This is a genomic window from Zhongshania aquatica (assembly GCF_027257955.1).
GTDB classification, from domain to species: Bacteria; Pseudomonadota; Gammaproteobacteria; order Pseudomonadales; family Spongiibacteraceae; genus Spongiibacter; species Spongiibacter aquatica.
The window spans coordinates 196,975-221,403 of the sequence record NZ_JANZNQ010000004.1; the positions used below are offsets into that span (position 1 = coordinate 196,975).

23 protein-coding genes are annotated in these 24,429 nt (G+C 48.6%); 18 read left to right on the forward strand and 5 right to left on the reverse strand.

What is annotated here, in order from left to right; translation table 11 throughout:
* Nucleotides 1-98: 98 nt before the first annotated feature.
* Complete coding sequence (rsmD, locus tag O9X78_RS05710) at nucleotides 99-683, reverse strand: 16S rRNA (guanine(966)-N(2))-methyltransferase RsmD (RefSeq protein WP_269618651.1); 585 nt, start codon at nucleotides 681-683, stop codon at nucleotides 99-101.
* Between the two features lie 88 nt (nucleotides 684-771).
* Between rsmD and ftsY the strand changes: the two genes are divergently transcribed.
* The 6 genes from ftsY (at nucleotide 772) to trmB (ending at nucleotide 5,796) form a co-directional block, all read left to right on the forward strand.
* Nucleotides 772-1,887 (forward strand): signal recognition particle-docking protein FtsY, encoded by a 1,116-nt coding sequence (gene ftsY, locus O9X78_RS05715; RefSeq protein WP_269618652.1) that lies wholly within the window; start codon nucleotides 772-774, stop codon nucleotides 1,885-1,887.
* Nucleotides 1,884-2,564 (forward strand): cell division ATP-binding protein FtsE, encoded by a 681-nt coding sequence (gene ftsE, locus O9X78_RS05720; RefSeq protein WP_269618653.1) that lies wholly within the window; start codon nucleotides 1,884-1,886, stop codon nucleotides 2,562-2,564. The genes ftsY and ftsE overlap by 4 nt, the downstream gene beginning before the upstream one ends.
* The gene (ftsX, locus tag O9X78_RS05725; RefSeq protein WP_269618654.1) at nucleotides 2,551-3,582 is read left to right on the forward strand and encodes a permease-like cell division protein FtsX; all 1,032 of its coding nucleotides are present in this window, start codon (nucleotides 2,551-2,553) and stop codon (nucleotides 3,580-3,582) included. Before ftsE ends, ftsX begins: the two co-directional genes overlap by 14 nt.
* A 121-nt stretch (nucleotides 3,583-3,703) precedes the next feature.
* On the forward strand, nucleotides 3,704-4,552 hold the full coding sequence (gene rpoH / locus O9X78_RS05730; protein ID WP_269618655.1) for an RNA polymerase sigma factor RpoH: 849 nt from the start codon (nucleotides 3,704-3,706) through the stop codon (nucleotides 4,550-4,552).
* A gap of 174 nt (nucleotides 4,553-4,726) precedes the next feature.
* The gene (locus O9X78_RS05735; RefSeq protein ID WP_269618656.1) at nucleotides 4,727-5,101 is read left to right on the forward strand and encodes a DUF423 domain-containing protein; all 375 of its coding nucleotides are present in this window, start codon (nucleotides 4,727-4,729) and stop codon (nucleotides 5,099-5,101) included.
* Complete coding sequence (gene trmB / locus O9X78_RS05740; RefSeq protein ID WP_269618657.1) at nucleotides 5,101-5,796, forward strand: tRNA (guanosine(46)-N7)-methyltransferase TrmB; 696 nt, start codon at nucleotides 5,101-5,103, stop codon at nucleotides 5,794-5,796. The genes O9X78_RS05735 and trmB overlap by 1 nt, the downstream gene beginning before the upstream one ends.
* A gap of 67 nt (nucleotides 5,797-5,863) precedes the next feature.
* Here the strand turns inward: trmB and O9X78_RS05745 are convergent, their stop codons facing one another.
* Nucleotides 5,864-6,592, reverse strand: coding sequence for an HPP family protein (locus O9X78_RS05745; RefSeq protein WP_269618658.1), 729 nt, complete (start codon nucleotides 6,590-6,592; stop codon nucleotides 5,864-5,866).
* Nucleotides 6,593-6,770: 178 nt separating this feature from the next.
* Between O9X78_RS05745 and O9X78_RS05750 the strand changes: the two genes are divergently transcribed.
* Nucleotides 6,771-7,616 (forward strand): LysR family transcriptional regulator, encoded by an 846-nt coding sequence (locus O9X78_RS05750; protein ID WP_269618659.1) that lies wholly within the window; start codon nucleotides 6,771-6,773, stop codon nucleotides 7,614-7,616.
* Nucleotides 7,617-7,693: 77 nt separating this feature from the next.
* Entirely contained in the window at nucleotides 7,694-8,773 is a 1,080-nt protein-coding gene (locus O9X78_RS05755; RefSeq protein ID WP_269618660.1) for an NADH:flavin oxidoreductase, read from the forward strand.
* A 36-nt stretch (nucleotides 8,774-8,809) separates the two neighbouring features.
* Here the strand turns inward: O9X78_RS05755 and O9X78_RS05760 are convergent, their stop codons facing one another.
* Nucleotides 8,810-9,718, reverse strand: coding sequence for a response regulator transcription factor (locus O9X78_RS05760; RefSeq protein ID WP_269618661.1), 909 nt, complete (start codon nucleotides 9,716-9,718; stop codon nucleotides 8,810-8,812).
* On the reverse strand, nucleotides 9,715-13,083 hold the full coding sequence (locus O9X78_RS05765; protein WP_269618662.1) for a hybrid sensor histidine kinase/response regulator: 3,369 nt from the start codon (nucleotides 13,081-13,083) through the stop codon (nucleotides 9,715-9,717). Before O9X78_RS05765 ends, O9X78_RS05760 begins: the two co-directional genes overlap by 4 nt.
* A gap of 350 nt (nucleotides 13,084-13,433) precedes the next feature.
* Between O9X78_RS05765 and urtA the strand changes: the two genes are divergently transcribed.
* From urtA to O9X78_RS05800, 7 genes are all read left to right on the forward strand, one after another.
* Complete coding sequence (gene urtA, locus O9X78_RS05770) at nucleotides 13,434-14,681, forward strand: urea ABC transporter substrate-binding protein (RefSeq protein WP_269618663.1); 1,248 nt, start codon at nucleotides 13,434-13,436, stop codon at nucleotides 14,679-14,681.
* Nucleotides 14,682-14,800: 119 nt separating this feature from the next.
* Nucleotides 14,801-15,724, forward strand: a complete 924-nt coding sequence (gene urtB, locus O9X78_RS05775) for an urea ABC transporter permease subunit UrtB (protein ID WP_269618664.1) — start codon at nucleotides 14,801-14,803, stop codon at nucleotides 15,722-15,724.
* A 54-nt stretch (nucleotides 15,725-15,778) separates the two neighbouring features.
* The gene (urtC, locus tag O9X78_RS05780; protein WP_269618665.1) at nucleotides 15,779-16,963 is read left to right on the forward strand and encodes an urea ABC transporter permease subunit UrtC; all 1,185 of its coding nucleotides are present in this window, start codon (nucleotides 15,779-15,781) and stop codon (nucleotides 16,961-16,963) included.
* A 2-nt stretch (nucleotides 16,964-16,965) separates the two neighbouring features.
* Nucleotides 16,966-17,712, forward strand: coding sequence for an urea ABC transporter ATP-binding protein UrtD (gene urtD / locus O9X78_RS05785; RefSeq protein ID WP_269618742.1), 747 nt, complete (start codon nucleotides 16,966-16,968; stop codon nucleotides 17,710-17,712).
* A gap of 54 nt (nucleotides 17,713-17,766) precedes the next feature.
* Complete coding sequence (gene urtE / locus O9X78_RS05790) at nucleotides 17,767-18,456, forward strand: urea ABC transporter ATP-binding subunit UrtE (protein ID WP_269618666.1); 690 nt, start codon at nucleotides 17,767-17,769, stop codon at nucleotides 18,454-18,456.
* Between the two features lie 49 nt (nucleotides 18,457-18,505).
* Nucleotides 18,506-19,546: an aliphatic amidase gene (locus tag O9X78_RS05795; protein WP_269618667.1), complete on the forward strand. Its 1,041-nt coding sequence runs from the start codon at nucleotides 18,506-18,508 to the stop codon at nucleotides 19,544-19,546.
* A 27-nt stretch (nucleotides 19,547-19,573) separates the two neighbouring features.
* Nucleotides 19,574-20,596 (forward strand): AAA family ATPase, encoded by a 1,023-nt coding sequence (locus tag O9X78_RS05800; protein WP_269618668.1) that lies wholly within the window; start codon nucleotides 19,574-19,576, stop codon nucleotides 20,594-20,596.
* A gap of 20 nt (nucleotides 20,597-20,616) precedes the next feature.
* On the opposite strand, the gene O9X78_RS05805 is transcribed toward O9X78_RS05800, so the two are convergent.
* A complete protein-coding gene (locus O9X78_RS05805) occupies nucleotides 20,617-21,132 on the reverse strand; it encodes a lipocalin family protein (protein ID WP_269618669.1) in 516 nt (171 codons plus the stop codon).
* A 425-nt stretch (nucleotides 21,133-21,557) separates the two neighbouring features.
* On the opposite strand from O9X78_RS05805, the gene fmdA reads away from it, so the two are divergent.
* The 3 genes from fmdA to O9X78_RS05820 all read left to right on the forward strand — a co-directional run bounded on the left by fmdA (nucleotide 21,558) and on the right by O9X78_RS05820 (nucleotide 24,398).
* The gene (gene fmdA / locus O9X78_RS05810; RefSeq protein ID WP_269618670.1) at nucleotides 21,558-22,787 is read left to right on the forward strand and encodes a formamidase; all 1,230 of its coding nucleotides are present in this window, start codon (nucleotides 21,558-21,560) and stop codon (nucleotides 22,785-22,787) included.
* A gap of 87 nt (nucleotides 22,788-22,874) precedes the next feature.
* Nucleotides 22,875-23,261: an FmdB family zinc ribbon protein gene (locus tag O9X78_RS05815; RefSeq protein WP_269618671.1), complete on the forward strand. Its 387-nt coding sequence runs from the start codon at nucleotides 22,875-22,877 to the stop codon at nucleotides 23,259-23,261.
* A gap of 186 nt (nucleotides 23,262-23,447) precedes the next feature.
* Nucleotides 23,448-24,398: an AEC family transporter gene (locus tag O9X78_RS05820; RefSeq protein ID WP_269618672.1), complete on the forward strand. Its 951-nt coding sequence runs from the start codon at nucleotides 23,448-23,450 to the stop codon at nucleotides 24,396-24,398.
* The last annotated feature ends 31 nt before the right edge of the window (nucleotides 24,399-24,429 follow it).

Sequence of the window (24,429 nt, forward strand, 5' to 3'; positions counted from 1 at the left end):
GCTATCGAACCGAAATAAACTCACGTGTGGCTACTTAGAAGATCATGCTAATCGAGTCCAGAGCTCGGGAGAATTCCCTTAGTAAGGTCTGATTTTTCTTAAGAACTGACTGAGATCAGGCGGTAATTGACCTGGCCCGCTTTCTTTTCTTTTTCAATATGCCAATTAGTCGGCAACGATGGCAGCGGCTCGTCAGTCGCTGTTTCAATATAAATAAGTGTGCCGAATTTTAAGTGTTTACTCGCTAGTGCTGCTATCACCGGTGCCAGCAGCGCTTTGTGAAATGGTGGATCTAGAAAAATAATGTCGTGCGCTATTGTTCTGTTAGCCAGATATGTCTCGGCGCTTTGGCAGTGAACGAGTCCGGAGCTGCACTGCAATATGTTTAGGTGCTCGCGTATATCGCGGCAGGTATTGGCGTCGGTTTCGACAAAGTCACAGTGGTCGGCGTAACGTGACAGGGCTTCTAGTCCCAATGCTCCCGAACCGGCAAATAAGTCGAGGCAGTGTGCGCCGTGAATCGTCGGGCTGAGCCAGTTGAACAGGGTTTCTCGAATGCGGTCGCTGGTTGGGCGCAGTCCCTCGGCGGCCTGAAAGTGCAGCTTTCTGCTGCGCCACTGTCCGCCAATGATTCTCAAAATGCCTTGTGGTTCTTTATTGTGATGGCCTTGCGGTTTGCGCATGGGTATTCCGGTGCCAGTTACTCAGAGAAATGGTAGGATAAGGCTTTTATTTTTGCTGTAAACCTTACCTCGGAATTTAAATACCCGCATGACAGATAACGCAACACCGTCGGAACTTGAACCGGAAGTAAAAAAGAAGGGTTTATTTGCCCGTTTTAAAGAGTCTTTTGTCGGCTCAGAGGAAGACCAGGCGGCGCTAGCGGCGGCCGAAGGTTTTATCGATGATGCGGAAATAGCGCCTTGGCAACATCTTGAATTATCACCCGAAGAGCAGGCGTCACTGTTGGTTCGCTTTCGCGAAGGCTTGAGCAAGACCGGCGCGCAGCTCGGCGAGGGCATGGCTAATTTATTCCTCGGTCGCAAAGAAATTGATGACGAGTTACTTGAAGAGATCGAAACCCATTTATTGATGGCCGACGTTGGTGTTGATGCAACCCAAGAAATCATCGGTAATCTGACCAGCCGGGTATCGCGCAAAGAGCTCAATGACCCTGAGACTTTGTATGTCGCCTTGCAGGAAGAACTCAGTACCATGCTCGCCGCAGCAGAAGAAGAATTGGTGATACCGGTCAGCGATAAGCCCTATGTGATTTTGATGGTGGGTGTAAACGGTGTTGGAAAAACCACCACCATTGGCAAACTGGCTAAACAGTTTCAAGCTGGGGGCCGTTCGGTGATGTTGGCAGCGGGGGATACCTTTCGTGCGGCGGCGGTGGAGCAGTTGCAGGTTTGGGGTGAGCGCAATGAGGTTCCGGTGATCGCTCAGCATACCGGGGCTGATAGTGCATCGGTATTGTTCGATGCCTTGCAAGCGGCCAAATCCAGAAAAGTCGACATATTGATCGCAGATACCGCAGGGCGCTTGCACAATAAAGACAATCTGATGGAAGAATTGAAAAAGGTGGTGAGAGTGCTCAAAAAGCTCGACCCTGAGGCCCCCCACGAAGTGATGTTGGTGCTGGATGCTGGTACTGGTCAAAATGCCCTGTCGCAGGCCAAGCATTTTCAGCAGGCGGTTGGTGTCACGGGGCTTACTTTAACGAAGCTAGATGGCACGGCAAAGGGCGGTATTGTCTTCGCGATCAGTAAGCAGCTCGGTATTCCCATCCGTTTCATTGGTGTGGGTGAAAGTATTTTGGATTTACGTCCTTTCCGAGCGAATGAGTTTGTCGGTGCCTTATTTGGGTGGCAGCAAAAGCAATGATTGAATTTGATCAGGTTTGCAAGCGTTACGAAGGTGGTTATGAAGCGCTCACCAATCTGAGTTTTCATATTCCCCGCGGCGAAATGCGCTTTTTAACTGGCCACAGTGGCGCCGGAAAAAGTACCTTGCTAAAGCTGATCATGGTGATGGAGCGGGCCAGCTCTGGACAAGTTATTGTCGGCGGGCGAAATCTATCGCGCCTGCCTGCCCGCCGCATTCCAGAAGTGCGCCGCGAGGTTGGCGTGGTGTTTCAAAATCATCAGCTATTGTTTGATCGTACGGTATACGACAACGTGGCGTTACCGCTGATTATTGCGGGCTATGGTCATCGCGATATTGGTCGCCGTGTGCGAGCGGCGCTCGACAAGGTGGGCCTGCTGGACAAAGAGCGTAAAAACCCGGTGACGTTATCCGGTGGTGAGCAGCAGCGTGTGGGTATTGCCCGTGCGGTGGTGAATAAGCCTGCTTTATTACTGGCGGATGAGCCTACTGGTAACCTCGATCCGCAATTGTCTGCGGAAATTATGCATTTGTTTGAGCAGTTCAAACAGGTCGGTGTCACCGTATTAATCGCGACCCATGACTTAGGTTTGATTGCGCGCATGCCATATCGGCTGCTGACCTTGCGTAATGGTCAGCTAGTGACTGCGGGGTTGGATAATCATGGCCCCGAATAAACAAAATAAAATGAACAAACGCCGCTTGGGTCAGTTGCAGGCGCCGCCGGGAAGAAAAGACGTTAAGGGCGCGCGTAAGCACAAGACCAGTTTTAGTGACCGACTGGCGGGGTATCGCAGTCACCATCAGCAGGTAGCAATAGATAGTTTGCGCCGCTTGGTGAGACGTCCGGCAACAAGCTTAATGACCACGCTGGTGATTGCTATCGCCTTAGCACTGCCTGTGGGGTTATATGTTGGCTTGAATAATTTAGATGAAGTGAGTGACGGTTGGGAAGGCGCCGCGCGCATCTCACTTTTCTTAAAGCCGTCGGTGAGTGCGGGTCAGGCAGATGCCCTGCGGAGCAAAATAGCGGCGCGTGATGGTGTGGTTGCCGCTGAATATATATCGCCGGCCAGCGCCTTAGAAGAATTTCGCGCCAGTTCAGGCTTTGGTGATGTACTTGACGAACTGGAATCAAACCCCTTGCCAGGTTTGATTGTTGTGACGCCGCGGGAGGCCAGCGTGTCGGCAGCGACCGTCATGGATCTGCAAAGAGACCTTGGTCTGCTTCCCGAGGTGGATTTAGCGAAATTAGATATGGAGTGGCTGCAGCGGCTTAATCGCATTACCGAATTGGGTAGACGCTTAACCCTAGGGTTGGCGGCAATGTTGGCTGTGGGTGTACTGCTTATTATTGGTAATACCATTAAATTAGCGATCGAGAGCCGTCGAGATGAAATTCTGGTGGTGAAATTGGTCGGCGGCACCAATGCCTTTGTGCGTCGGCCATTTTTGTATACCGGATTCTGGTATGGTTTAGGGGGTGGCCTTTTGGCGTGGCTGCTTGTTCAGGGTGGCCTGTGGTGGTTGCGCGGCCCAATTGCTGAATTGTCACTGTCTTACCAGAGTGGTTTCCACCTATTGGGCCTCGGTTTTGTGGATACTATAGTATTGTGGCTTTTTGCTGGCGCACTCGGCCTATTGGGAGCCTGGTTAGTAGTAGGCCGCGAATTACGGGCCATAGAGCCGCGTTAAAACCTCGCAAAATCCCGGGTAATAAGGGTTTTGGCTTGGTACTTGAACTTTGCGGCGTTTGGTACTCTAATAAGCATCGGTGTTTCACTTGGTTTCATCAACGAATTTAGGAGGATGTGCAATGAGTAGTCATTTACAGCCGTTACAGCAGCTTGTACCGGGTGGTGATCTCTCTGCATATATTCAGTCGGTTGGCAGCATCCCTGTGCTTAGCCCAGAGCGTGAGCGTGAGCTAGCCGAAGATCTGTTTTATCACGGCAATGTAGAGGCGGCCCGTCAGTTGGTTATGTCGCACCTCCGTTTTGTTGTGCACATCGCCAAGAGCTACAAAGGTTACGGCCTAGCTCAGGCAGACCTGATCCAAGAAGGCAATGTTGGTTTAATGAAGGCGGTTAAGCGTTTTGATCCTGAAAAAGGTGTTCGCTTGGTGTCCTTTGCTGTCCACTGGATTAAGGCTGAGATCCACGAATACGTGTTGCGTAATTGGCGCATAGTTAAAATTGCTACCACAAAGGCCCAACGTAAATTGTTCTTTAATTTGCGTAGCGCGAAAAAAGAACTGTCTTGGTTAAGCAATGATGAAGTTCATGCAGTTGCCGCCGATTTAGGTGTTGATGTCGCTGAAGTTCGCAGAATGGAAGGACGTTTAAGCTCGGTAGATGTTGGCTTTGACGCCGACACTGATGACGAACGGGGCCCTGTGGCACCGGTCCATTATCTTGAAGATCACAGTGCGGATCCGGCCCTATTGCTTGAATCTGACAATCTGGAAGAGAGTAATCACCAGAATTTGTCTATGGCATTGTCAGGTCTAGACGAGCGTAGCCGCGATATTCTGCAGAGCCGCTGGTTAAACGATAACAAAGCTACCCTGCATGACTTGGCTGACCGCTACAGTGTGTCTGCTGAGCGTATACGTCAGCTCGAGCAGGCCGCCATGAAAAAACTACGGGTGGCGATGGAGGCCTAAGGCTTTCTACTGTCCCTGCATATATTTAACTGAAAGCCTCGCGTCGCGGGGCTTTTTTATTCGTGTCTATCACTACTCTGTTCCCGTAAAACTGACTCGCCATAGAAAGACTGACTTTTTTAAGCCCACAGAGATACGTACAATAGCGCCACTTATTACTTTCAGGGCAAACACATGGCATCCCTAACGCTTTTTGCGGCGGCGATTCTCGGCTTTTTTGCGGTTGGCTTGGGTGCCTTTGGCGCGCATGGCTTAAAGGCAAGCTTGTCGGCAGAGATGATGGCGGTATATCAAACCGCTGTTCAGTACCACTTCTATCATTGTTTCGCCCTATTGATTGTCGGCGTGCTTATGCACAGTGGCGTTCAGCATGTATCGCTGCGTATATCAGCAGTATTGTTTTTTGTCGGTGTGCTGGTATTTAGTGGCAGCCTATATGCCTTGGCGTTAACCGGCACGCGGTGGTTGGGGGCGATTACACCTATTGGTGGGCTTATGTTTCTTTTGGCTTGGGCTTGTTTGGCATATTCAGCATGGAAGGCGATGTAATGACTGAGAACGCAGCGCCGATTCGTCGTCGAATTAAAAGCTTTGTCCTTCGCACGGGGCGTATGACCGATGGCCAGCGACGAGCTTACGGCATTAATATGGCTGAGTTAGGTTTGCAGCGCGGCGACGGCATGCAAAATTTTGAGGCCACCTTTGGGCGTGTTGCGCCGGTGGTGCTAGAGATTGGCTTTGGTATGGGTGACTCCCTCGCAGAGATGGCGGCCGCGGCGCCAGAAAATGACTTTATCGGTGTAGAGGTTCACACGCCGGGCGTGGGACGTTTGCTCTATTTGGCGCAGGAAGCTGGCCTTAAGAATCTTCGTACCTATTGCGACGATGCGGTGGAAGTATTGGCGCAATGTATCCCCGACAACAGTCTTAGCCGTGTTCAGATCTACTTTCCAGATCCTTGGCATAAAGCGCGGCATCACAAGCGCCGTCTTATACAGCCACTATTTGTTCAAACCCTGCGAAGCAAACTTAAGCTGGGTGGTATTTTGCACTTGGCGACTGACTGGGAAAATTACGCTGAGCATATGATGGACGTCATGAGTGATGCCGAGGGCTATAGCAATATGGCTGATGGTCGCGAATATTCTCCCAGACCGGATTATCGGCCAGTGACTAAATTTGAAAAGCGCGGCGAAAGTTTAGGTCATGGCGTGTGGGATTTACTGTTTACTAAAACGGCTTAGCTGATAGCTGTATATTGAAGATGTAGCACCATTTTGAATATTGCGGTAGTCCCCGGTGTTCTGAATTTTAAAGACGTTTGTTTCTGTGCCGAGCGCTGTGCACTGCCCGCTCAAATAAGTCATTTAAATCGCCGGGCGTCACATCGATAAACGAATTCATTTGCTGCAGCGCCGCAGCGAAATCCTCTTGAGAAATAGCAGTCGCGATATCGCTACTATTGAGTTTCGCTGTGGTGTATTCCTTGGCGTATTGATGATGAAACCAGTAGCTAGGGTAGCGGCGCCATCGAAATAAGGCGTTAAATAGCACGCCGCAAAACACAAGGCTAAGTACATTTAGCATGACCGGGAAGGCGGCATAGCGATAAGCTAATGAAAAGATACTGCTGCCGCCGACGACAGCGAAAAGTGCGGTGGCGCCTCCGGGAGGATGTAGGCAGCGCAGATAATACATAGCCATTATCGACAGTCCGACAGCGGAAGCAGCGGCTATATGGGTGTTAGGTATATGCTGTTGGCAGAACACGCCGATACAGGCCGAGATAAGGTGGCCGCCAATAACTGGCCACGGTTGTGACAGGGCGCCATGAGGTACGGCGAAAATAAGTACCGCTGATGCGCCTGTCGAGGTAACGAGGAGCAGCGCTGCGCTGTCTTTCACAAATAAGTGCGAAACAAAGTAACAAAGGTAGATACTGGCGAAACCACCGAGCCCGGATAGCCACTTTTCCAGATGGCCTGTGACGTTTTGTTCGATACCGATGATTAGGCCGAGTTCATTAATAAATTTGCGCATTGGCGATATGTTCTTACTTTGAGTGGTTTTGGGGCGCCTTGAACAATTGGTGCCACATATTGGGGCGGCGATAGTAAAGACTTCTTTTATATCTGTATAATGAATATATGTGATAGTTTGCTTCGTATTTTCGGAAGTAAGTTGTGGTGTAAGTGCGCTGCAATGTTGAGGGTCGCAAATGGATATTGAGTTAGCGCGCACATTCCTAGAGGTGATGAGTGCAGGGAGCTTTTGCGGCGCGGCAGAGCGGTTGCATGTCAGCCAGACGACTGTTACCGCCAGAGTTCAGTCCTTAGAGGAAACAGTGTCCTGCCAATTATTCGTTCGCAATCGTAGCGGCGCTAAACTGACGGCAGAAGGCGAGCGATTCGTCGCCTACGCAACAACACTCGTTCAGACTTGGGAATGCGCTAAGGCGGAAATGAAGCTACCGCGAGGGCGAGAGTCACGTTTGCGTGTGGGGGCGGAAACCAGCTTGTGGAATCCAGTTTTGACAAGCTGGGTAGCTTGGTTGCAACAGTACTGTCCTAGTGTGGCGGTTAATGCAGATGTGTCCGATGCGAAAACTTTACTCAGGAAACTCGAAAAGGGGCTCCTTGATGCAGCAATTGTTCATCAACCTAATTATTTCTCAGGTTTTATGGTGGAGCAGCTGCTGGAAGAAAAACTGATACACGTGCAGGTGCCAGATAAGCCCACACCGAACTTGTTTGTCGATTGGGGGCCCGAGTTTAAAGCGCAGTATGATGCCGCATTGCCGCAGCCTAGGCAGGCGGCATTCTCATTTAACCTCGGGCCATTGGCACTGCGTGTTATGTTGAGTGGTGGCGGAAATGGCTATTTTAGAACGCGGGTGGTTGAGTCTCATCTACGAAGTGGTGAGTTGGAGCGTGTTATCGGTTCTCCTGAATTTACGCATCCCGTGTTTTTAGTTTATCGCTCGCCTTGTTCAGACTCGACATTATCTATGGGGCTAGAAGGCTTGCGGTCAATCGTTCGCGACCATGCTGAATGGCAGGTCTAGTGCAACCCCGTTCTTGGGTGAAAATCTAAAATTTACTGGTATACGTATTTTGCCGGCAACGGCATAGCGAGGTCGCAATGACAATGATATTTGAGCCACTGGTATTTCCATGTGGAAAGAAAATGCCAAACAGGCTGTCTTTGGCGCCGTTAACAAATACCCAAAGTTTTGCGGATGGCTGCCTGTCTGACGATGAAATTAAGTGGTTAACAATGCGGGCCGAGGGGGGCTTTGGTCTAACGATGACTGCTGCGGCGCATATTCATGCTAATGGGCAGGGCTTTCCTGGGCAGCTTGGTATTTTTAGTGATAGCCAATTGCCGGGTTTGCGGAAAATGGCTAAAAAGATTAAGGCTGAGAACAGTCTTGCGGTGGTGCAGTTGCATCATGCAGGATTGCGCTCTCCTCGTGAGCTTACCGGCGAAGTGCCGGTGGCGCCCTCACCATCGGAAAAGTTTGCGGCGAGGGGCTTAAGTCATGGTGAAGTTAAAAGCTTAATTGAGGACTTCATTCAAGGGGCTGAGCGAGCCAAAGCAGCAGGGTTTGACGGTGTTGAATTGCACGCCGCGCACAACTACATTATTTGTCAGTTTTTGAGTTCCGAATTTAATCGACGAACAGACGAATACGGTGGATCACTGGAGAATCGCTCGCGGGTATTATTCGACATTATCAGTGGCATTCGTAAACGTTGCGGTGCTGATTTCCTGCTTGGCGTGCGCTTGACGCCGGAGCGCCACGGTATTGAACTTGGCGAGGCCGTAGCGACAGCTAAGGTCTTATTTGCTAAGCAGGAAATAGACTTTCTCGATATCTCGGCGTGGAATATTTATAAAGAGCCAGTTGACGAAACCCTGCAGGGGCGGAGTTTATTGTCGTATTTTACTGAGCTTGAACGCGGTGCTGTGCGCTTGGCGGCGGCGGGAAAAGTCTACACGCCAGAGGATATTCAGTTTGGCTTGGATGCGGGGTTAGATTTTGTGCTCATGGGGCGTGCAGCGATGTTGCATCATAATTATCCGATGCTATTGAATGCCAATGCTGATTTTGTACCAAACAGAACGCCGGTTAGTCGAGCGTATCTTTTATCCGAAGGGCTGAGTGAAACGTTTATAGATTATGTGGGCGGTCAGTGGCCCGATTTTATTGCCCAGTAATTTATTTGCCTTTATTTGTTTTTTTAGATTAAATAATTAATTATGTAAATATTTAAGCGCGATAACCGCCGCCGCGGTGCGGTTCTCAACGTTTAGTTTGCGGAAAATTTGTTCTAAATGTTTGTTCGCGGTGCGTGGGCTCATACTCAAAATTGTGCCAATTTCACGATTGGTTTTACCATGGGCTATCCACAGTAAGACTTCCGCTTCGCGTTCGGTAATTGGTAATGCTGAGCGTAGTAGATCCACGTCTGATGGGCGCTCCAGATCAATTAATTGTAGCAAGTATTCGTCGTTACCAGTCTGGCTAATGTAGCGAATCTCCAGCGGCTTTTCTGCGGCTTTTATTAGCAAGCCTTTTTCTTTGTTAAAGTGGGGTGCGAGTAATTGTCGCAGTTGAGCGGGCAAGTTCTCGTTTAGCCACTTACTGTCTAGTCCTGCCTCTTCGAGTAAATGATAAGCCTGTGGTGTTGCCCATAATAGACTGCCATCCGCCGCTGCAGAAAACAAAAATTGTCCCGCACTATCTAATGCAACTCTGGCGCTCAAAGTCAGGCGAGCGTTTGCTAGATGTGCTTTCATTCTAGCGATGAGTTCGTCGCCTTTTACCGGTTTGGTTATATAGTCTACGCCGCCGGCAGCGAAACCTTTCACAATACTTTCTGTGTCGCTAAGGCCCGTCATAAAAATAACCGGAATATGGGCAAGGTCGCGATTTTCTTTAAGTCTACGGCAGGCTTCGAATCCGTCCATATTTGGCATCAGTGCGTCCATCAAAATCACGTCTGGGGTGATATTGGCCGCAATAGTAAGTGCTTGGGCACCTTCGAGAGCGACTAGCACTGTAATGCCAGCTTGGTCCAAGGTATCGTTCAGCATACTGAGTGTGTCGGGTGAGTCGTCGACAATCAGTACGACGTCTTTTTTGCCGCGGTTTGTATTCATGACTTGCTATCTTCCAATGCGTTGATGAGAGCGGCAAACTGAAATCCAGCGGCAAGCTCTTGTAATGTGTTTAGCGTTGCGGGGTCGGCATTCCCCTTTTCAGATATTTTTTCTAGACAATGTTTAATGCCTTTGGCGTAACCGATTTTTGCTAATTGGATAAGTTCGCGACGGTTTTCCTCGGTGAGAGGTGAGCCTAAATTAGGATGGTTTGGCCTGGCCGAAAGAGACGCGGCTCGGTGTTCTTCTGATTCGTAGCGCCAGACAATGTCAGCATGCTTGCTGAGGTAATCGAGTGCTTGAGAAAGCCGGATGGGCTTAAACAAATAGGCGTCGTGCGGTGGCACGCCGCTGCTTGCCGGAGTGACTTCGGCGGCATTCGCCGAGATCATAATAATGGTCGCATTGTGTATTCGCTCACGGATTGCGGCGGCGAGCTCCCAGCCGCTCATCCCGGGCATCGAAATGTCTAATAAGAAAACCTGCGGCTGTGGTTCACAGTAACGTAACATATCTAAGCAGGTATTCCCGTCCGGCGCAGTAATGACATTAAAACCAAGTGGGTTGAGCATGTCACTGAGCAGGCTGCGGTGAGTGGGCTCGTCGTCTACAACGAAGATCGTTCTCTCGTCGCCTTCGTAGCCAATAATTTTGCGTTCAAGCGGCGTCGAGGTGGCGAGCTTGTCTGTGCTGCTTAGCATGAGCGATACTTTCACTTCGCTGCCTACGCCTACTTGGCTGTGTATGGCAATGTCGCCACCCATGATGTCGGTTAGCAAGCGAGTAATAGTGAGACCTAATCCGGTGCCGGCAACGTGTGGCGAGCCTGGTTTACGGACTCGTTCAAAGGGTTTAAATACCCGCTCGATATCCTCAGCTGCAATGCCGACCCCTGTGTCGTTAATACGAAACTCTGCGACTTGATTCCGGTAACTTACGGTGAAATTAACTCGCCCTTCGGGCGTGTATTTTATCGCATTTGAAATAAGGTTGATCAGGATTTGGCGCAGTCGTTTTTCATCGGTTTTAACTGTCTCCGGTAACGGTGTGAGTCGGTCAAAGCTAAAGCCTATGCCCTTAGCCTGCGCTTGAACTTGGAACATACTAATAATTTGATCAAGCAAATTGCCGAGATTCACATCAGAGGGAGAAAGCTCGAGTCGGCCCGCTTCTATTCGGGAAATATCTAGCAGTCCCTCTATTAAATCGGCCAAGTGCTCGCTACTACGTCTAATCACGCGAAGCGCGTCTAGGCGGCTTGCTGGAATGCTGGGGTCTTTTTCGAGGAGTTGTGCGTAGCCCAAGATAGCATTAAGTGGTGAGCGCAACTCATGGCTAATGCCGGTCAGATAACGGGTTTTGGCTTGGTTGGCAGATTCCGCTATTTCTTTGGCTTGCTGCAATTGCATATCGGTTTGTTTGTGTGCAGCGATCTCAGTCATCAGCAACTCTGTTTGCCGTTGCGATTCTTCCTGTGCAACGCGGCGGCTGTCGTGCACCAAGGCAAACATCCACGCCAAAATGCCAGATACAATGAGCAGTATGAAGAAGACATTGCTGAGTGCGCTGGCCGCGAGGCTACGCTCCATGCCTTCGTCAATGGTGATTTGTATATAGACCAGCGCAAGTACACTGGCGATCATAAAGCTGATTAAGGTAAACAATCCGATAAAGTGGCCGGTTCGCGTATTTAGCGAACGAATCCATGTGTCGGGTAATAAAAAGCTTAATGCGCTGGTTAGTTGCTCCGCCATACGAGAGTTGGTCTTGCACATATCGTGGCAGCGACTATCTAATGAGCAGCATAGCGAGCATATCGGCCCGGAGTAGGCCGGGCAGTGGCTCATGTCTTCGCTTTCAAATTGATGGTAGCAAATGCAGCAGCGTAAGGATATTTCAGTGCTGGCTAATACAGGTTCTCGGGCGATATAGAATCTACCCTTGGTTATCCAGCAAATCAGTGGTGCGAAAATGAAAGTGCTGCCAAGTGCGATAAACGAAGCGAGTGCCTGCGCGGTTTCACCTAGTTGACCGAGGTGGGCGAGAAAGCCAAGCACTGACGCGATCAGCATAGAGCCGACGCCAACAGGATTGATGTCATAGAGGTGGGCGCGTTTAAATTCCATCGTCGCCGGGCGCAGACCAAGTGGTCTATTGATGACAAGATCTGCGACCAGCGAGCCGACCCACGCTAAGGCAATGATGGAGTAGGCAGTGAGAATTTCTTCAAGAATTCGATAAATGCCTAACTCCATCAACATTAGCGCTATGGCGACATTGAATACTAACCAGACCACGCGACCGGGATGGTTGTGGGTTAGGCGAGAGAAAAAATTAGACCAGGCAATAGAGCCTGCGTAGGCGTTGGTCACATTAATTTTAAGCTGGGATAAAATAACAAAGCTACCCGTTAAAAATAGCGTTAACTGAGGTGAATTGGTGAGATAGCTAAAGGCGGTTAGGTACATTCGATTGGGGTCGGATGCTTCTGTAAATGGTATGCCGTGGCTGAGTGCCAAGACGGCTAAAAATGAACCAATGAGAATTTTGACCGAGCCGCTAATTATCCAGCCGGGGCCGGCCGCAATTAATGCCAGCCACCAGCGTTTATTTGGTTTTTCTTGGTGGGGTAAAAACCGCAGAAAATCGACCTGTTCACCGATTTGTGCGATAAGCGAAAAAATCACTGCGGAGGCTGCACCAAAGGCAAGGATATTTAAATTTCCATTTCCTTCTGTTGGTGTAAAGGCAACCCAGTTGTCAAAGGCATCGTCAGACTGAAAGACGATGCAGACCAAGGGAAGAAGTTGCAGTACAACCCACAGCGGTTGTGTCCAAACCTGGAAGCGACTGATCAGGGTAATTCCGTGGGTCACCAATGGAATAACGACAACGGCGCTAATTAAGTAGCCATATTTAAGCGGGATATCCATCGTTAACTCTAAGGCTAAAGCCATAATGGCTGCTTCTAGCGCAAAGAAAATAAACGTGAACGACGCGTAAATAAGTGACGTAATGGTTGAGCCGATATAGCCAAAGCCCGCACCGCGGGTCAGTAAGTCTATGTCTACGCCGCGCCGCGCCGCGTGGTAGCAGATAGGCAGGCCGGTAAGAAAAATAATAATACCGACGACAATAACCGCGGCGACGGTGTTGCTAAAACCGTAGCTAAGGGTAATTGCGCCGCCAATGGCTTCAAGCGCAAGAAATGAAATTGCCCCCAAGGCGGTATTCGACACTCGCCCAACAGACCAGCGACGCGCACCTTTGGCGGTAAATCGAAGTGCGTAGTCTTCCAGCGTTTCGTTCGCTACCCAGCGATTGTATTTACGGCGAACGCGGAATACCCGTTGTTGGGGGTTCATGACTGTAAGTTCATAACAATAAATTCATAGCTAGGCATTCATCCGGTCAACGTAATTTTAGCAATCGTACATTGGCTAATAAATGCAGGTGAGTGGCAGCGAATACAAAGTAGACGGCAGCTATGTGGAAGTAAGCAGGAACAGTGCCACTATAGATAATGCCCTCGTTCAAGGTCTTTCGGTCTGCTGGAATCTATTTTATCAGTGTCTAACGCTATCGCGCGGGAATTTTCGGCTATATACGTCATTTGACTTATTAGGGGGGAGCATTCACCTCATGGTGGGGAAAGGAACTTCTGCGGACACTGTTACCTGTCGAATCAAGTAACCGTAGCGTAGGAGAAGTAACGATGAGTGACAAATCCGATAGTCGGCGTTTATGGGGCCGCCGTAAGGTGGTTCGAGCTATAAGCGCTCTGCCGCTAGGGATCATCCTAGCATCGCAGTTGAGCTTGGCAGCGCCAGCCACCACCACTGGGCAAGCGGTAACAGATGATACCGTGACCGTGGGTATTTTACATTCACTGACTGGCACCATGGCAATCAGTGAGACCGGTGCGCAAGAGGCTGAGAAATTAGCGATCAAGCAAATCAATGAAATGGGCGGTATTTTAGGTCGTCAAATCAAAGTCATTCAGGAAGATGGCGCCAGTGATTGGCCGACCTTTGCTGAAAAAAGCCGCAAATTGTTGGTAAATGACAAGGTTGCTGCGGTCTTTGGTTGCTGGACTTCAGCATCACGGAAGGCGGCATTACCCGTGTTTGAAAAAGAAAATGGTCTGCTTTACTACCCGACTTTTTATGAGGGGTTGGAGCAGTCTAAGAACGTTATTTACACCGGTCAGGAAGCAACCCAGCAGATTCTAGATGGTTTGAACTGGGTAGCTAAAGAGAAAGGGGCTAAAACCTTTTACTTGATTGGATCTGACTATATCTGGCCACGTACGTCGATGAAAATTGCCCGTAAACACATAGAGAACGTGTTAGGTGGCAAGGTTGTCGGTGAAGAATACAAGCCGCTGGGCGATACCCAGTTTGGTTCGGTCATCAACAAAATCCGCCTGAAAAAGCCTGATGTTATTTACGCCGCAGTTGTGGGTGGTAGTAACGTTGCATGGTTTAAACAGTTGAAAGCTGCGGGTATCACATCCAAGAAACAAACTCTGCTGACTATCTCGGTAACGGAGGATGAAGTATTGGGCATTGGTGGTGAAAACCTCGAGGGCTTCTACTCGATCATGAAGTACTTCCAGAGTCAGGATAACCCCAACAACGTGGCCTTCGTAAAAGCGTTTAAAGAAATGTGGGGCGACGACAGTGTAATTGGTGATGTTACTCAGGCTGCTTATCTAGGACCTTGGTTGTGGAAAGCGGCTGTAGAAAAAGCTGGCACCTTCGATGTTGACGCGGTTGTGGCGGCATCTGAAGAAGGCGACATCGAGCTGACTACGGCACCTGAAGGCTATGTGAAGCTTCATCCTAACCACCACTTGTGGAGTAAAGCGCGAGTAGGTATGTGGAAGAAAGATGGTCAAGCTGAAGTGGTATATACCTCTGAGCTTATCGAGCCAGATCCATTCCCAGAAGGTTACCAATAAGCCCGAGGGCTTGTACTGAAAATATCAGAAATACCGGCGAACAGGGATGTTCGCCAATCCTTTCCAAGTAATTAAATAGTGCAAAGAATGTTGACGTATATATTAGCGGAGGCTAAGTAATGGGCGGTTATAGCTACGATGAGTTAGGCGCGATATTCGCAATGCAGGGCTTCGCCGGCATCAGCTTGTTTAGCGTACTGTTGCTGATGGCCTTGGGGCTCGCAATTATTTTTGGACAGATGGGTGTTATAAATATGGCTCACGGCGAATTCATGGCCGCGGGTGCGTACACAACCTATTTAATCTCTTCTTTAACAGAAACCTATATACCCGGCTTTATGCCGTACTATTTTGTATTCTCGATAGTGGCTGCATTTCTGGTTGCGGGAGTACTGGGCTATCTCGCCGAGTTTATTTTGATAAGGCATCTCTACAAACGTCCTTTAGATACCTTACTGGCAACTTGGGGTTTGAGCTTAATCATGCAGCAGTCTTTCCGCTCCATTTTTGGCGCGCGTGAAGTAAGCCCAACTCTGCCAGACTGGCTGATGGGATCAGTGCAACCCACAGACATGATCGATATTCCCATCAACGGCATGTTCGTGCTCGGTTTGACTGTTTTCACGACCTTGGCGGTGTTCTATTTAATGTTCAAATCTAGCTGGGGTCTGCGCGTACGCGCCACCACGCAAAATCGGGTTATGAGTGGCGCAGTGGGTATCAATACCAAGAAAATTGACCGTTATACCTTCGCCCTAGGCTGCGGTATTGCGGGCATGGCTGGCGCGGCGTTTACGACTATTGCGTCAACCGGGCCAACTACTGGAACACTGTATATCGTAGATACGTTCATGGTTGTGGTCTTCGGTGGTGCTGCCAGTCTGTTCGGCACAATTGCCTCGGCGTTTTCAATTGCCCAGGCGCAATCAATCCTCGAGTTTTTTATCAGCGGATCAATGGCCAAAGTCTTTACCTTGCTCACCTTGGTAATAATTTTGATGTTCAAACCAGAAGGCCTGTTTGCCAGCAAGGTTCGTCGTTAAGACGAGCCTTGCTCACTAGTAACAAGTCTGGTTGTAAATTATTGGGAGTTAATGATGAGCTTTGTTTACGAAAAATTATTTGGCGATAAAAAGGGGATGATAGGGTTTTGCCTACTCGCAATACTCATTCTTGTTGTCTTCCCCCTTATGCTTGATTCCTTTCGCTTAAACCTTGTTGGTAAATACCTGACCTATGCGTTTGCGGCGGTTAGCTTGGTATTGCTCTGGGGATACGGTGGCACCTTAAGTTTGGGGCAGGGCATATTTTTCGGGATTGGCGGTTATGCCATGGCAATGTTTTTAAAATTAGAAGCATCGTCACCGGAAAACACGGCGATCCAATCTACTCCTGGTATTCCCGACTTTATGGACTGGAACCAAATAACGGAACTACCGTTTTTCTGGATGCCCTTCCACAGTTTCACCTTTACCTTAATAGCTATTTTAGTCGTGCCAACATTCTTCGCATATATCATCGGTGCGGCTATGTTTAAACGACGCGTTGGTGGTGTGTACTTCGCGATCATCACTCAGGTTATCTCCGTAATTTTAACGGTACTGATTGTTGGTCAGCAGGGTTTAACCGGCGGCATCAACGGTATTACCGATCTACGTACACTCAATGGTTGGGATATCACCTCTGACAGCGCTAAAAATCTGTTTTACTTTATTAACTGTTTCTTACTTTTAGCAGTCATCATCGCCTCGCGTTTTGTGCTTACCAGCAAGTTTGGTCGTCTACTTTTAGCGATGCGAGACAAAGAGGATCGAGTTCGATTCTCAGGCTATGACGTCGCTAACTTTAAAATATTTGTGTTCTGCTTTGCGGCGTTGATTTCTGCCGTTGGTGGCGCGATGTTTACCCTGCAAGTTGGCTTTATGTCACCGTCCTTTGTCGGCATCGTACCGTCCATAGAAATGGTCATCTTTGCTGCAGTAGGTGGGCGGATGTCACTGATTGGTGCGGTATACGGCACCTTACTTATTAATTTTGGTAAGACGGCATTCTCAGAATCTTTCCCTGAGTTGTGGCTGTTCTTAATGGGCGGTCTGTTCATTGCGGTTGTAATGTTCTTTCCAAACGGCTTGGCAGGTTTGTGGGAGGACTACGGTCACCACATTACTAAGCACTTCCGTTTTCTAAACCGCTTTTACGACAAGCTTGTGCCGGCGTCCAGCAAGGAAGTTAATGCCAGCAACTCTGTTGATAGTGCCGAGCTAGAGGGGTCAAAATCATGAACATGTCCACGAATACCGATTTCACCCTCGCAATAGAAGATCTAACGGTATCGTTTGATGGTTTTAAAGCCGTAGATTCCTTGAACTTCTATCTGGATAGAAACGAACTGCATGTGGTTATTGGGCCGAATGGTGCAGGTAAAACCACCGTACTTGACTTGATCTGCGGCAAAACAAAATCAACCTCGGGTAGCATAAAGTTTTTGAATAAAGAATTAACTAACCTGTCCGAGCACGAGATTGTTCGCGCAGGGGTAGGACGAAAATTCCAAACACCGTCCATCTACGAAAATCTGAGCGTGATGGAGAACTTAGAAGTTTCTTATCCCCGTGGTCGCGGTGTATTTGGTTCATTGCTGTTCAAGCACGATGCAGAAGTGCATAGCAAAATTATCGAAGTGGCTCAGCAGATTATGCTGGAATCCTTTTTGGATACCGAGGCAGGTCTGCTAAGTCACGGCCAAAAACAGTGGCTAGAAATTGGCATGCTGCTCATTCAAGACCCTCAGCTCTTGATGCTAGATGAGCCTGTTGCCGGTATGAGCGTAAAAGAGCGAGAACAAACCGCAGAGTTGTTGAACAAGATTAGTAAAGGTCGGTCAGTGCTGGTTATTGAGCACGACATGGAATTCGTCGCTCGAATTGCTCATAAAGTAACGGTGCTGCACCAAGGTAAAATTCTTGCCGCTGGCGAAATGGAAGAAGTGCAGAAAGACCCTAAAGTTATCGAAGTGTATTTGGGTCACTAGTGAAATTCTGAAATCGTTTGCGTTACAGCGGCTACGGTGAGGTGAAATAATTTTATGTTGAATGTCTCTAATTTAAAAGTGTGCTACGGCCAAAGTGAAGTTATTCATGGCCTAGATTTTAGCGTCCCTAAAAATGAAACTCTTGCGATAATGGGGCGCAATGGTATGGGTAAAACCACCTTGTTTAAATCGCTTATTGGCATATTGCCTAGTTCAGAGGGCAGTATTTCTATCGACGGTGTCGATGTGACGAATAAGGAAAGCTTTCAGCGGGTGGCAAGTGGCATCGCCTATGTTCCACAGGGCCGTATGATTTTTCCATCCTTAACCGTTCAAGAAAACATTGAGACCGGTATGGAAGTGTCTAAACTTAAAAAAATTCCCGATGATATTTACGCCCTGTTTCCTGTGCTTGCGGAGATGCGTAAACGTAAAGGTGGCAATTTATCTGGTGGTCAGCAGCAACAGCTTGCCATCGCTAGAGCATTAGTCACAAATCCGAAAGTACTGTTGCTCGACGAGCCTACCGAAGGCATTCAGCCCTCGATCATTAAGGATATTGCCAATGTCCTGAATGAAATTAAAAAATTACGCGACATTACAATTATTGTGTCGGAGCAGGTACTGAGTTTTACCATGACAGTTGCAGACCGCATTATCGTTATCGACAAGGGTAATTTTATTCACGAGAACCTGCGTGAAGAAGTTGATACCAACAAGATTAAAGCTTATTTGTCAGTGTAATAGATTGCAATGAGAGCGTTGAGGAATTGATAAAAATTCGGAGGTAGAAATGAGACACGGTGATATTTCCAGTAGCCCAGACACCGTTGGTGTGGCGGTGGTTAATTATAAAATGCCGCGCTTACATACCCGTGAGCAGGTTTTGGATAATGCTCGTAATATCGCCGAGATGATTAAGGGCATGAAAATCGGCTTACCCGGTATGGATCTGGTGGTGTTTCCCGAATACAGCACCATGGGCATCATGTACGACAACGAAGAAATGATGGCCACCGCAGCGACGGTGCCCGGCGATGAAACCGCCATTTTCAGTGCGGCATGCCGTGAAGCCAAAACCTGGGGAATATTCTCCCTAACCGGTGAACGTCACGAAGACCATCCCCATAAAGCACCGTATAACACCCTTGTACTCATCAATGACCAAGGCGACATTGTTCAGAAATACCGTAAATGTATTCCCTGGTGTCCGATCGAAGGTTGGTATCCCGGCGACAGAACCTACGTCAGCGAAGGTCCTAAGGGCATGAAGATCAGCCTGATTATTTGTGACGATGGCAACTATCCAGAAATTTGGCGCGATTGTGCAATGAAGGGCGCAGAATTAATTGTTCGCTGCCAAGGTTATATGTATCCCGCAAAAGAACAGCAGATAATGATGGCAAAAAGCATGGCGTGGGCCAATAACTGCTATGTTGCTGTTGCCAACGCCAGCGGCTTTGACGGTGTGTATTCCTACTTCGGCCACTCCGCAATTATCGGTTTTGATGGCCGTACCCTTGGTGAGTGTGGCGAAGAGGATATGGGTGTTCAGTACGCCCAGTTATCCGTGAGTCAAATTCGAGACGCGCGGGCCAATGACCAGTCCCAAAACCATTTATTTAAATTACTGCATCGCGGTTATACCGGTGTATTTAACTCCGGTGATGGCGACAAAGGCGTGGCGGATTGCCCCTTTGATTTCTATCGCAGCTGGGTCTTAGACGCAGAGAAAACCCGCGAAGACGTTGAGAAAATAACCCGTTCTACTATTGGCGTAGCCGATTGTCCGGTTGGCGAGCTGCCCTACGAAGGTAAAGAGCGGGAGGCCTGATTTTCGGGTTTATAGAAGCAGAGGTATATGCCCTACATCAATGATCGTTTAACTGCTGAGCGGGATGTGGCTGATCGGCAGCGCTACACGCAAACGCTTAGTAGGCAGTCTCGATTCCTGTTTGAGCCAGCGCAGGTAATGGCATTGCTGTGTAAGCGGATTATCGGCCAAAACGGCGTATTAGATGCCATTGACGATATGCTGCACGTGGTGAAAGCTGATATTGGCAATAAGCAGCGCCCGCTTTCGGTGATGATGTTTCTTGGCCCCACCGGGGTAGGTAAAACGGAAACCGCGAGGCTGATTGCGGAAGCGATTCAAGGCAGCTGCGATGCCTTAGTTCGTATCGATATGAATACCCTTGCACAAGAGCATTACAGTGCCGCGCTTACTGGCGCGCCACCGGGTTATGTGGGCAGCAAAGAAGGGCATAGTTTACTCAGTGTTGATGCCATCGCTGGCAGTTTCAGTGCGCCAAGTGTTGTGTTGTTTGACGAAATTGAAAAGGCGAGCGATGAGGTAATCCGAGCGCTTATGAATGTGCTCGATACCGGTAAGTTAACATTAGCCTCGGGTGTAAAAGAATTAGATTTCCGCAATAGCCTGATCTTTATGAGCAGTAATATTGGCGCGAGTGAAGTAGAGAACTCCCGTTCTAAGCGATACCGGTTCTGGCGGCGTCATCATCAGGAAAAACAGTTAATTGACCTTGCTCTGCGTAAGAAATTTGATCCTGAATTCATTAATCGCATCGACGCTGTACTCTCCTTTGGCCATCTGGAGCGTGCGCACTTATCGCATGTGCTAGATATAGAATTAGCGAAGTTTCAGCAGCGCCTCGGCAAGCGCCAAGTTGAACTTCAGCTGGATGCTGAGTGCCGAAGCTACCTAGTGGAAAAATACGACGAACGTTACGGCGCTAGGCATATCGCAAGACGCTTGCGCCGTGATTTAGAACCCGCCGTTGCTCGTGCCATGTTGGCAAACCCTGAGCATGGCGAGTTTATCGCTTTTCTGCAAAACGAAAGGATTTCGGTTGAGTCGATATAGTAATCAGCAGCTGGTGATATTTATTTTTGTTTGGGAAAAATAAGCTTTTCGGTATCAAAACCCCGCGCCTTGGACATGCTAATAAAATTTTCAATAACCTCAGGTTTTACTGTCGGGGTTCTTGATAATAGCCAGAGATACTCCAGATCTGGTCCCGATATAAATGCATATTGATAGTTTTGATGATCGAGTTCAAAAATCACATACGAGCCGTAAAATGGCCCAAAGAATGAGACTTTTAAATAGCCATCGGTTTCTGAATTGACAAAATACGCCTTGCCCTCAGCTTCTTTCCATTCCTTGTCTGCCTCAGAATATCCGCGATTGATTACCGACACACCGCCATCTTTTTTCATGCTGTATTCGGCAGTTACTTGGCTGAGCCCTTTTTCAAAAGAGTGATCCAGCCTAGCAATCTCATGCCATTTTCCAAGGTACTTGTTCAGTTCAAAATTGGATACCGGACTTACTTTTTCCGGCATGCCTAAACATGCGCTAAGCAATAGCGCGCTCAAAACCAAGACTAACTTTCTCATATGAAGCTCCCAGTGACTGCGTTTATCCAGGCAGTGTTGTTGGTATGTGGGAATGATATACGCCAAATTCTTATATCAAGACGACCACTGCCAAAAGTGGGTAAGGCCAGAATAGGGCATTTGGCTTTAGGAGCACAGCTTCGTCTTGGCTCTAGAAATATCATGTGCTGTTCTGCGGCGCTTATATTCCAATAGCGCGTAGTAAATACCAGCCGGAAACAATGGCCCTAAAGCGGTACGGAAACATGGCTACGTCATTTGACGTAGCCATAAGGGCAATTAACTAATACCCGTTTTGACGGTGATTACCGATAGTAAGGTCATGGCGACGGTGTTGTTTAGGCGTATCAGGCCCCTGGCAAGATATAAAAATAAACAGCTCGTGGTGTTATCTCGAATTTCTATGACTGATCCGGAGAAGAACGATGGCAGAAACAATCATCAAAGTTGATTTGAGTAAATCGGCATACGACAACGATATGATACACAACCGCTGGCATCCAGACATACCAATGGTACAGATGGTTAAACCCGGTGATGATTTTAAAATTGAGTGTGTCGATTGGACCGGAGGTCAAATTAACAACAACGACTCAGCAGATGATGTGCGTGATGTTGATCTCAGTAAAGTTCATTTTCTATCTGGCCCAGTAGGTGTAGAGGGTGCAGAGCCCGGTGATTTGTTGGTGGTCGATATTTTGGATATCGGCACTTTTGAAGAAAGTCAGTGGGGTTTCAACGGTTTCTTTTCTAAGCAAAATGGTGGTGGATTTTTAACAGAGCATTTCCCCGAAGCGCAGAAATCGATCTGGGACTTTAATGGAATGTTCACCAAGTCTCGCCACGTTCCTAATGTTGAGTTCGCAGGTTTGATCCATCCCGGTTTGATTGGCTGTCTGCCATCAAGAGAGATGCTGGATGAATGGAACACGCGTGAGAAAGCGCTGGTCGATACTGATCCCCATCGTATTCCTGAATTAGCGACTTTGCCTTATGCCGATACCGCGCACATGGGACGTATGACCGGCGACGCAGCTAAAGCGGCCGCGGCTGAAGGCGCACGTACAGTGCCGCCGCGCGAGCACGGTGGTAACTGCGACATTAAAGATTTGTCGCGGGGCGCTAAAGTTTATTTCCCAGTTTATGTTAAAGATGCCGGGCTCAGTGTGGGTGACCTTCACTTTAGTCAGGGCGACGGTGAAATTACATTCTGCGGCGCTATCGAAATGGCGGGTTGGATTCACCTCCGTGTGAATTTGATTAAAGATGGTATGAAAAAATACGGCATTAAAAACCCCATTTTCAAACCAAGCCCGATCACGCCTAAGTATGACGATTACCTTATATTTGAAGGTATTTCTGTTGACGAGGGTGGCAAACAGCATTACTTAGACGTGCATATTGCTTATCGCCAAGCCTGTTTGAATGCCATCGAATATATGACTAAGTTTGGCTATAGCCGAGCCCAGGCCTACACCATTCTCGGGGTCGCACCGGTACAGGGACATATAAGTGGGGTGGTCGATATACCCAATGCCTGCGCTACGCTGTGGTTGCCGACTGATATCTTTGACTTTGATATGCAGCCCAATGCCGACGGTCCGACCAAGGCGGTTGATGGCAGTGTTGATGTGCCTTTGTCGCCGGATTTGTAAATCTAGCGCAAACGGTGGCGGCTTATTTGCCCGTGACGCTTTTAGCGAGCGGGCAAGTATTTAAAGAATTAAGTTTGGAGGCAGGCAATGCCAGTATACGACTACAAATGCAATGAACACGGTTTGTTCCATGATCTTGCGAGCATGGAGCAAGCTGCTCATCCATGCGCTTGTCCGCAGTGCGGAAAACTCAGTGCGCGGGTCATTATGATTCCACCAGAGGTGTTGGCCATGTCGCCGGCGAGACGACAGGCAATGGCAAAAAACGAAAAGGCGATACATCAACCGATTTTTTCTACAGTGGATTCCAGGGAGGAGTCAGCGCAGCGGCGCGCTCATGCAGTTGCGAAAAAGGGCTGCGGTTGCAGTGGCGACGCACATCCTGATCGCAGCAGTTTGCGTCAGAAGGCGATTTACATGGCTGACGGTAGTAAGGTTTTCCCCTCTCAACGACCCTGGATGATTAGTCACTGATGTGATTCTGAAATTCTCCGTGGAAAGGGGCATTGAAGGGGCCGCTTATGCGTTGCTCCTTCTTTTTTCATTTTATCGCAGTGAGTTTGACTGATAGCCGATATTACTTTGCTCGTCCCCGCGCGTGTTAAGCTAGGAGCGTAACTAATTGCTTCTACTCTTATTGGGTGTCAACGAGCGCTTTTCATGCACGCCTTTCTGCAGTCACTGTCATTCTCCTTTTCTATCACCGGCCCAATCTTTGCCGTACTAGGCTTGGGCGTTTATCTGTATCGCATTGGCCTAATTAACGATAATTTTGTCGACGTTGGCTCGAAGTTAGTCTTTAACGTCACCTTGCCGGCTTTATTGTTTTTGAGTATTAGTCAAACGCATATCGCGGATTCTGCTAATTTAGAGTTGGTCGCGTTTGGTTTAATTGCTACCTTGTTGGCCTATTTGATGTTGGAGCTATTAGCCGCGTTGCTAGTGCCGAAGCGGGAGGATCGCGGGGTAGTCGTGCAGGGTGGTTTTCGATCCAATATGGGTATTATTGGACTGGCCTACTGCGTTAATGCCTATGGTGATGCGGGCTTGGTGGCGGCGTCTTTGTATTTGGCGCTAGTGACTATTTTATATAATATCCTTGCGGTGATAACACTCAACCGCTCCTTGAATCATCGCGGTGGCTTGTCTGCGACCTTCAAGGGCATTGTCCGAAATCCCTTAATAATTAGTATTGTTGCCGCCTTGGTTGTTGCTGGGCTAGAGCTAGAGCTTCCGGCTTTATTAACTCACAGCGGCGGGTATTTTTCTCAGATGACCCTGCCCTTAGCCCTACTATGCACTGGCGCGAGTTTAGACTTTAGAGCCTTAAGAGCGGATTTGAGTAGCGCGATGATGAGTGCGCTGTGTAAATTACTTTTCGTGCCGTTATTGTTAGTGGGCGCTGGTATTGCGCTGGGATTTCGCGGATTAGAATTGGGTGTGCTGGCGCTAATGTCTTCAGCGCCATCGGCGGCAGCGAGTTATATTATGGTCAGGGCAATGGGAGGGAATTCTGCTCTGGCCGCAAATATTATCGTGCTTACCACGATAGGTTCTTTATTCACGACCAGTTGCTTAATGATGGTACTACGAAGTTTTGCTTTGCTGTGATGTGATGGTATTTCTGCTGCGCACAGGCTCT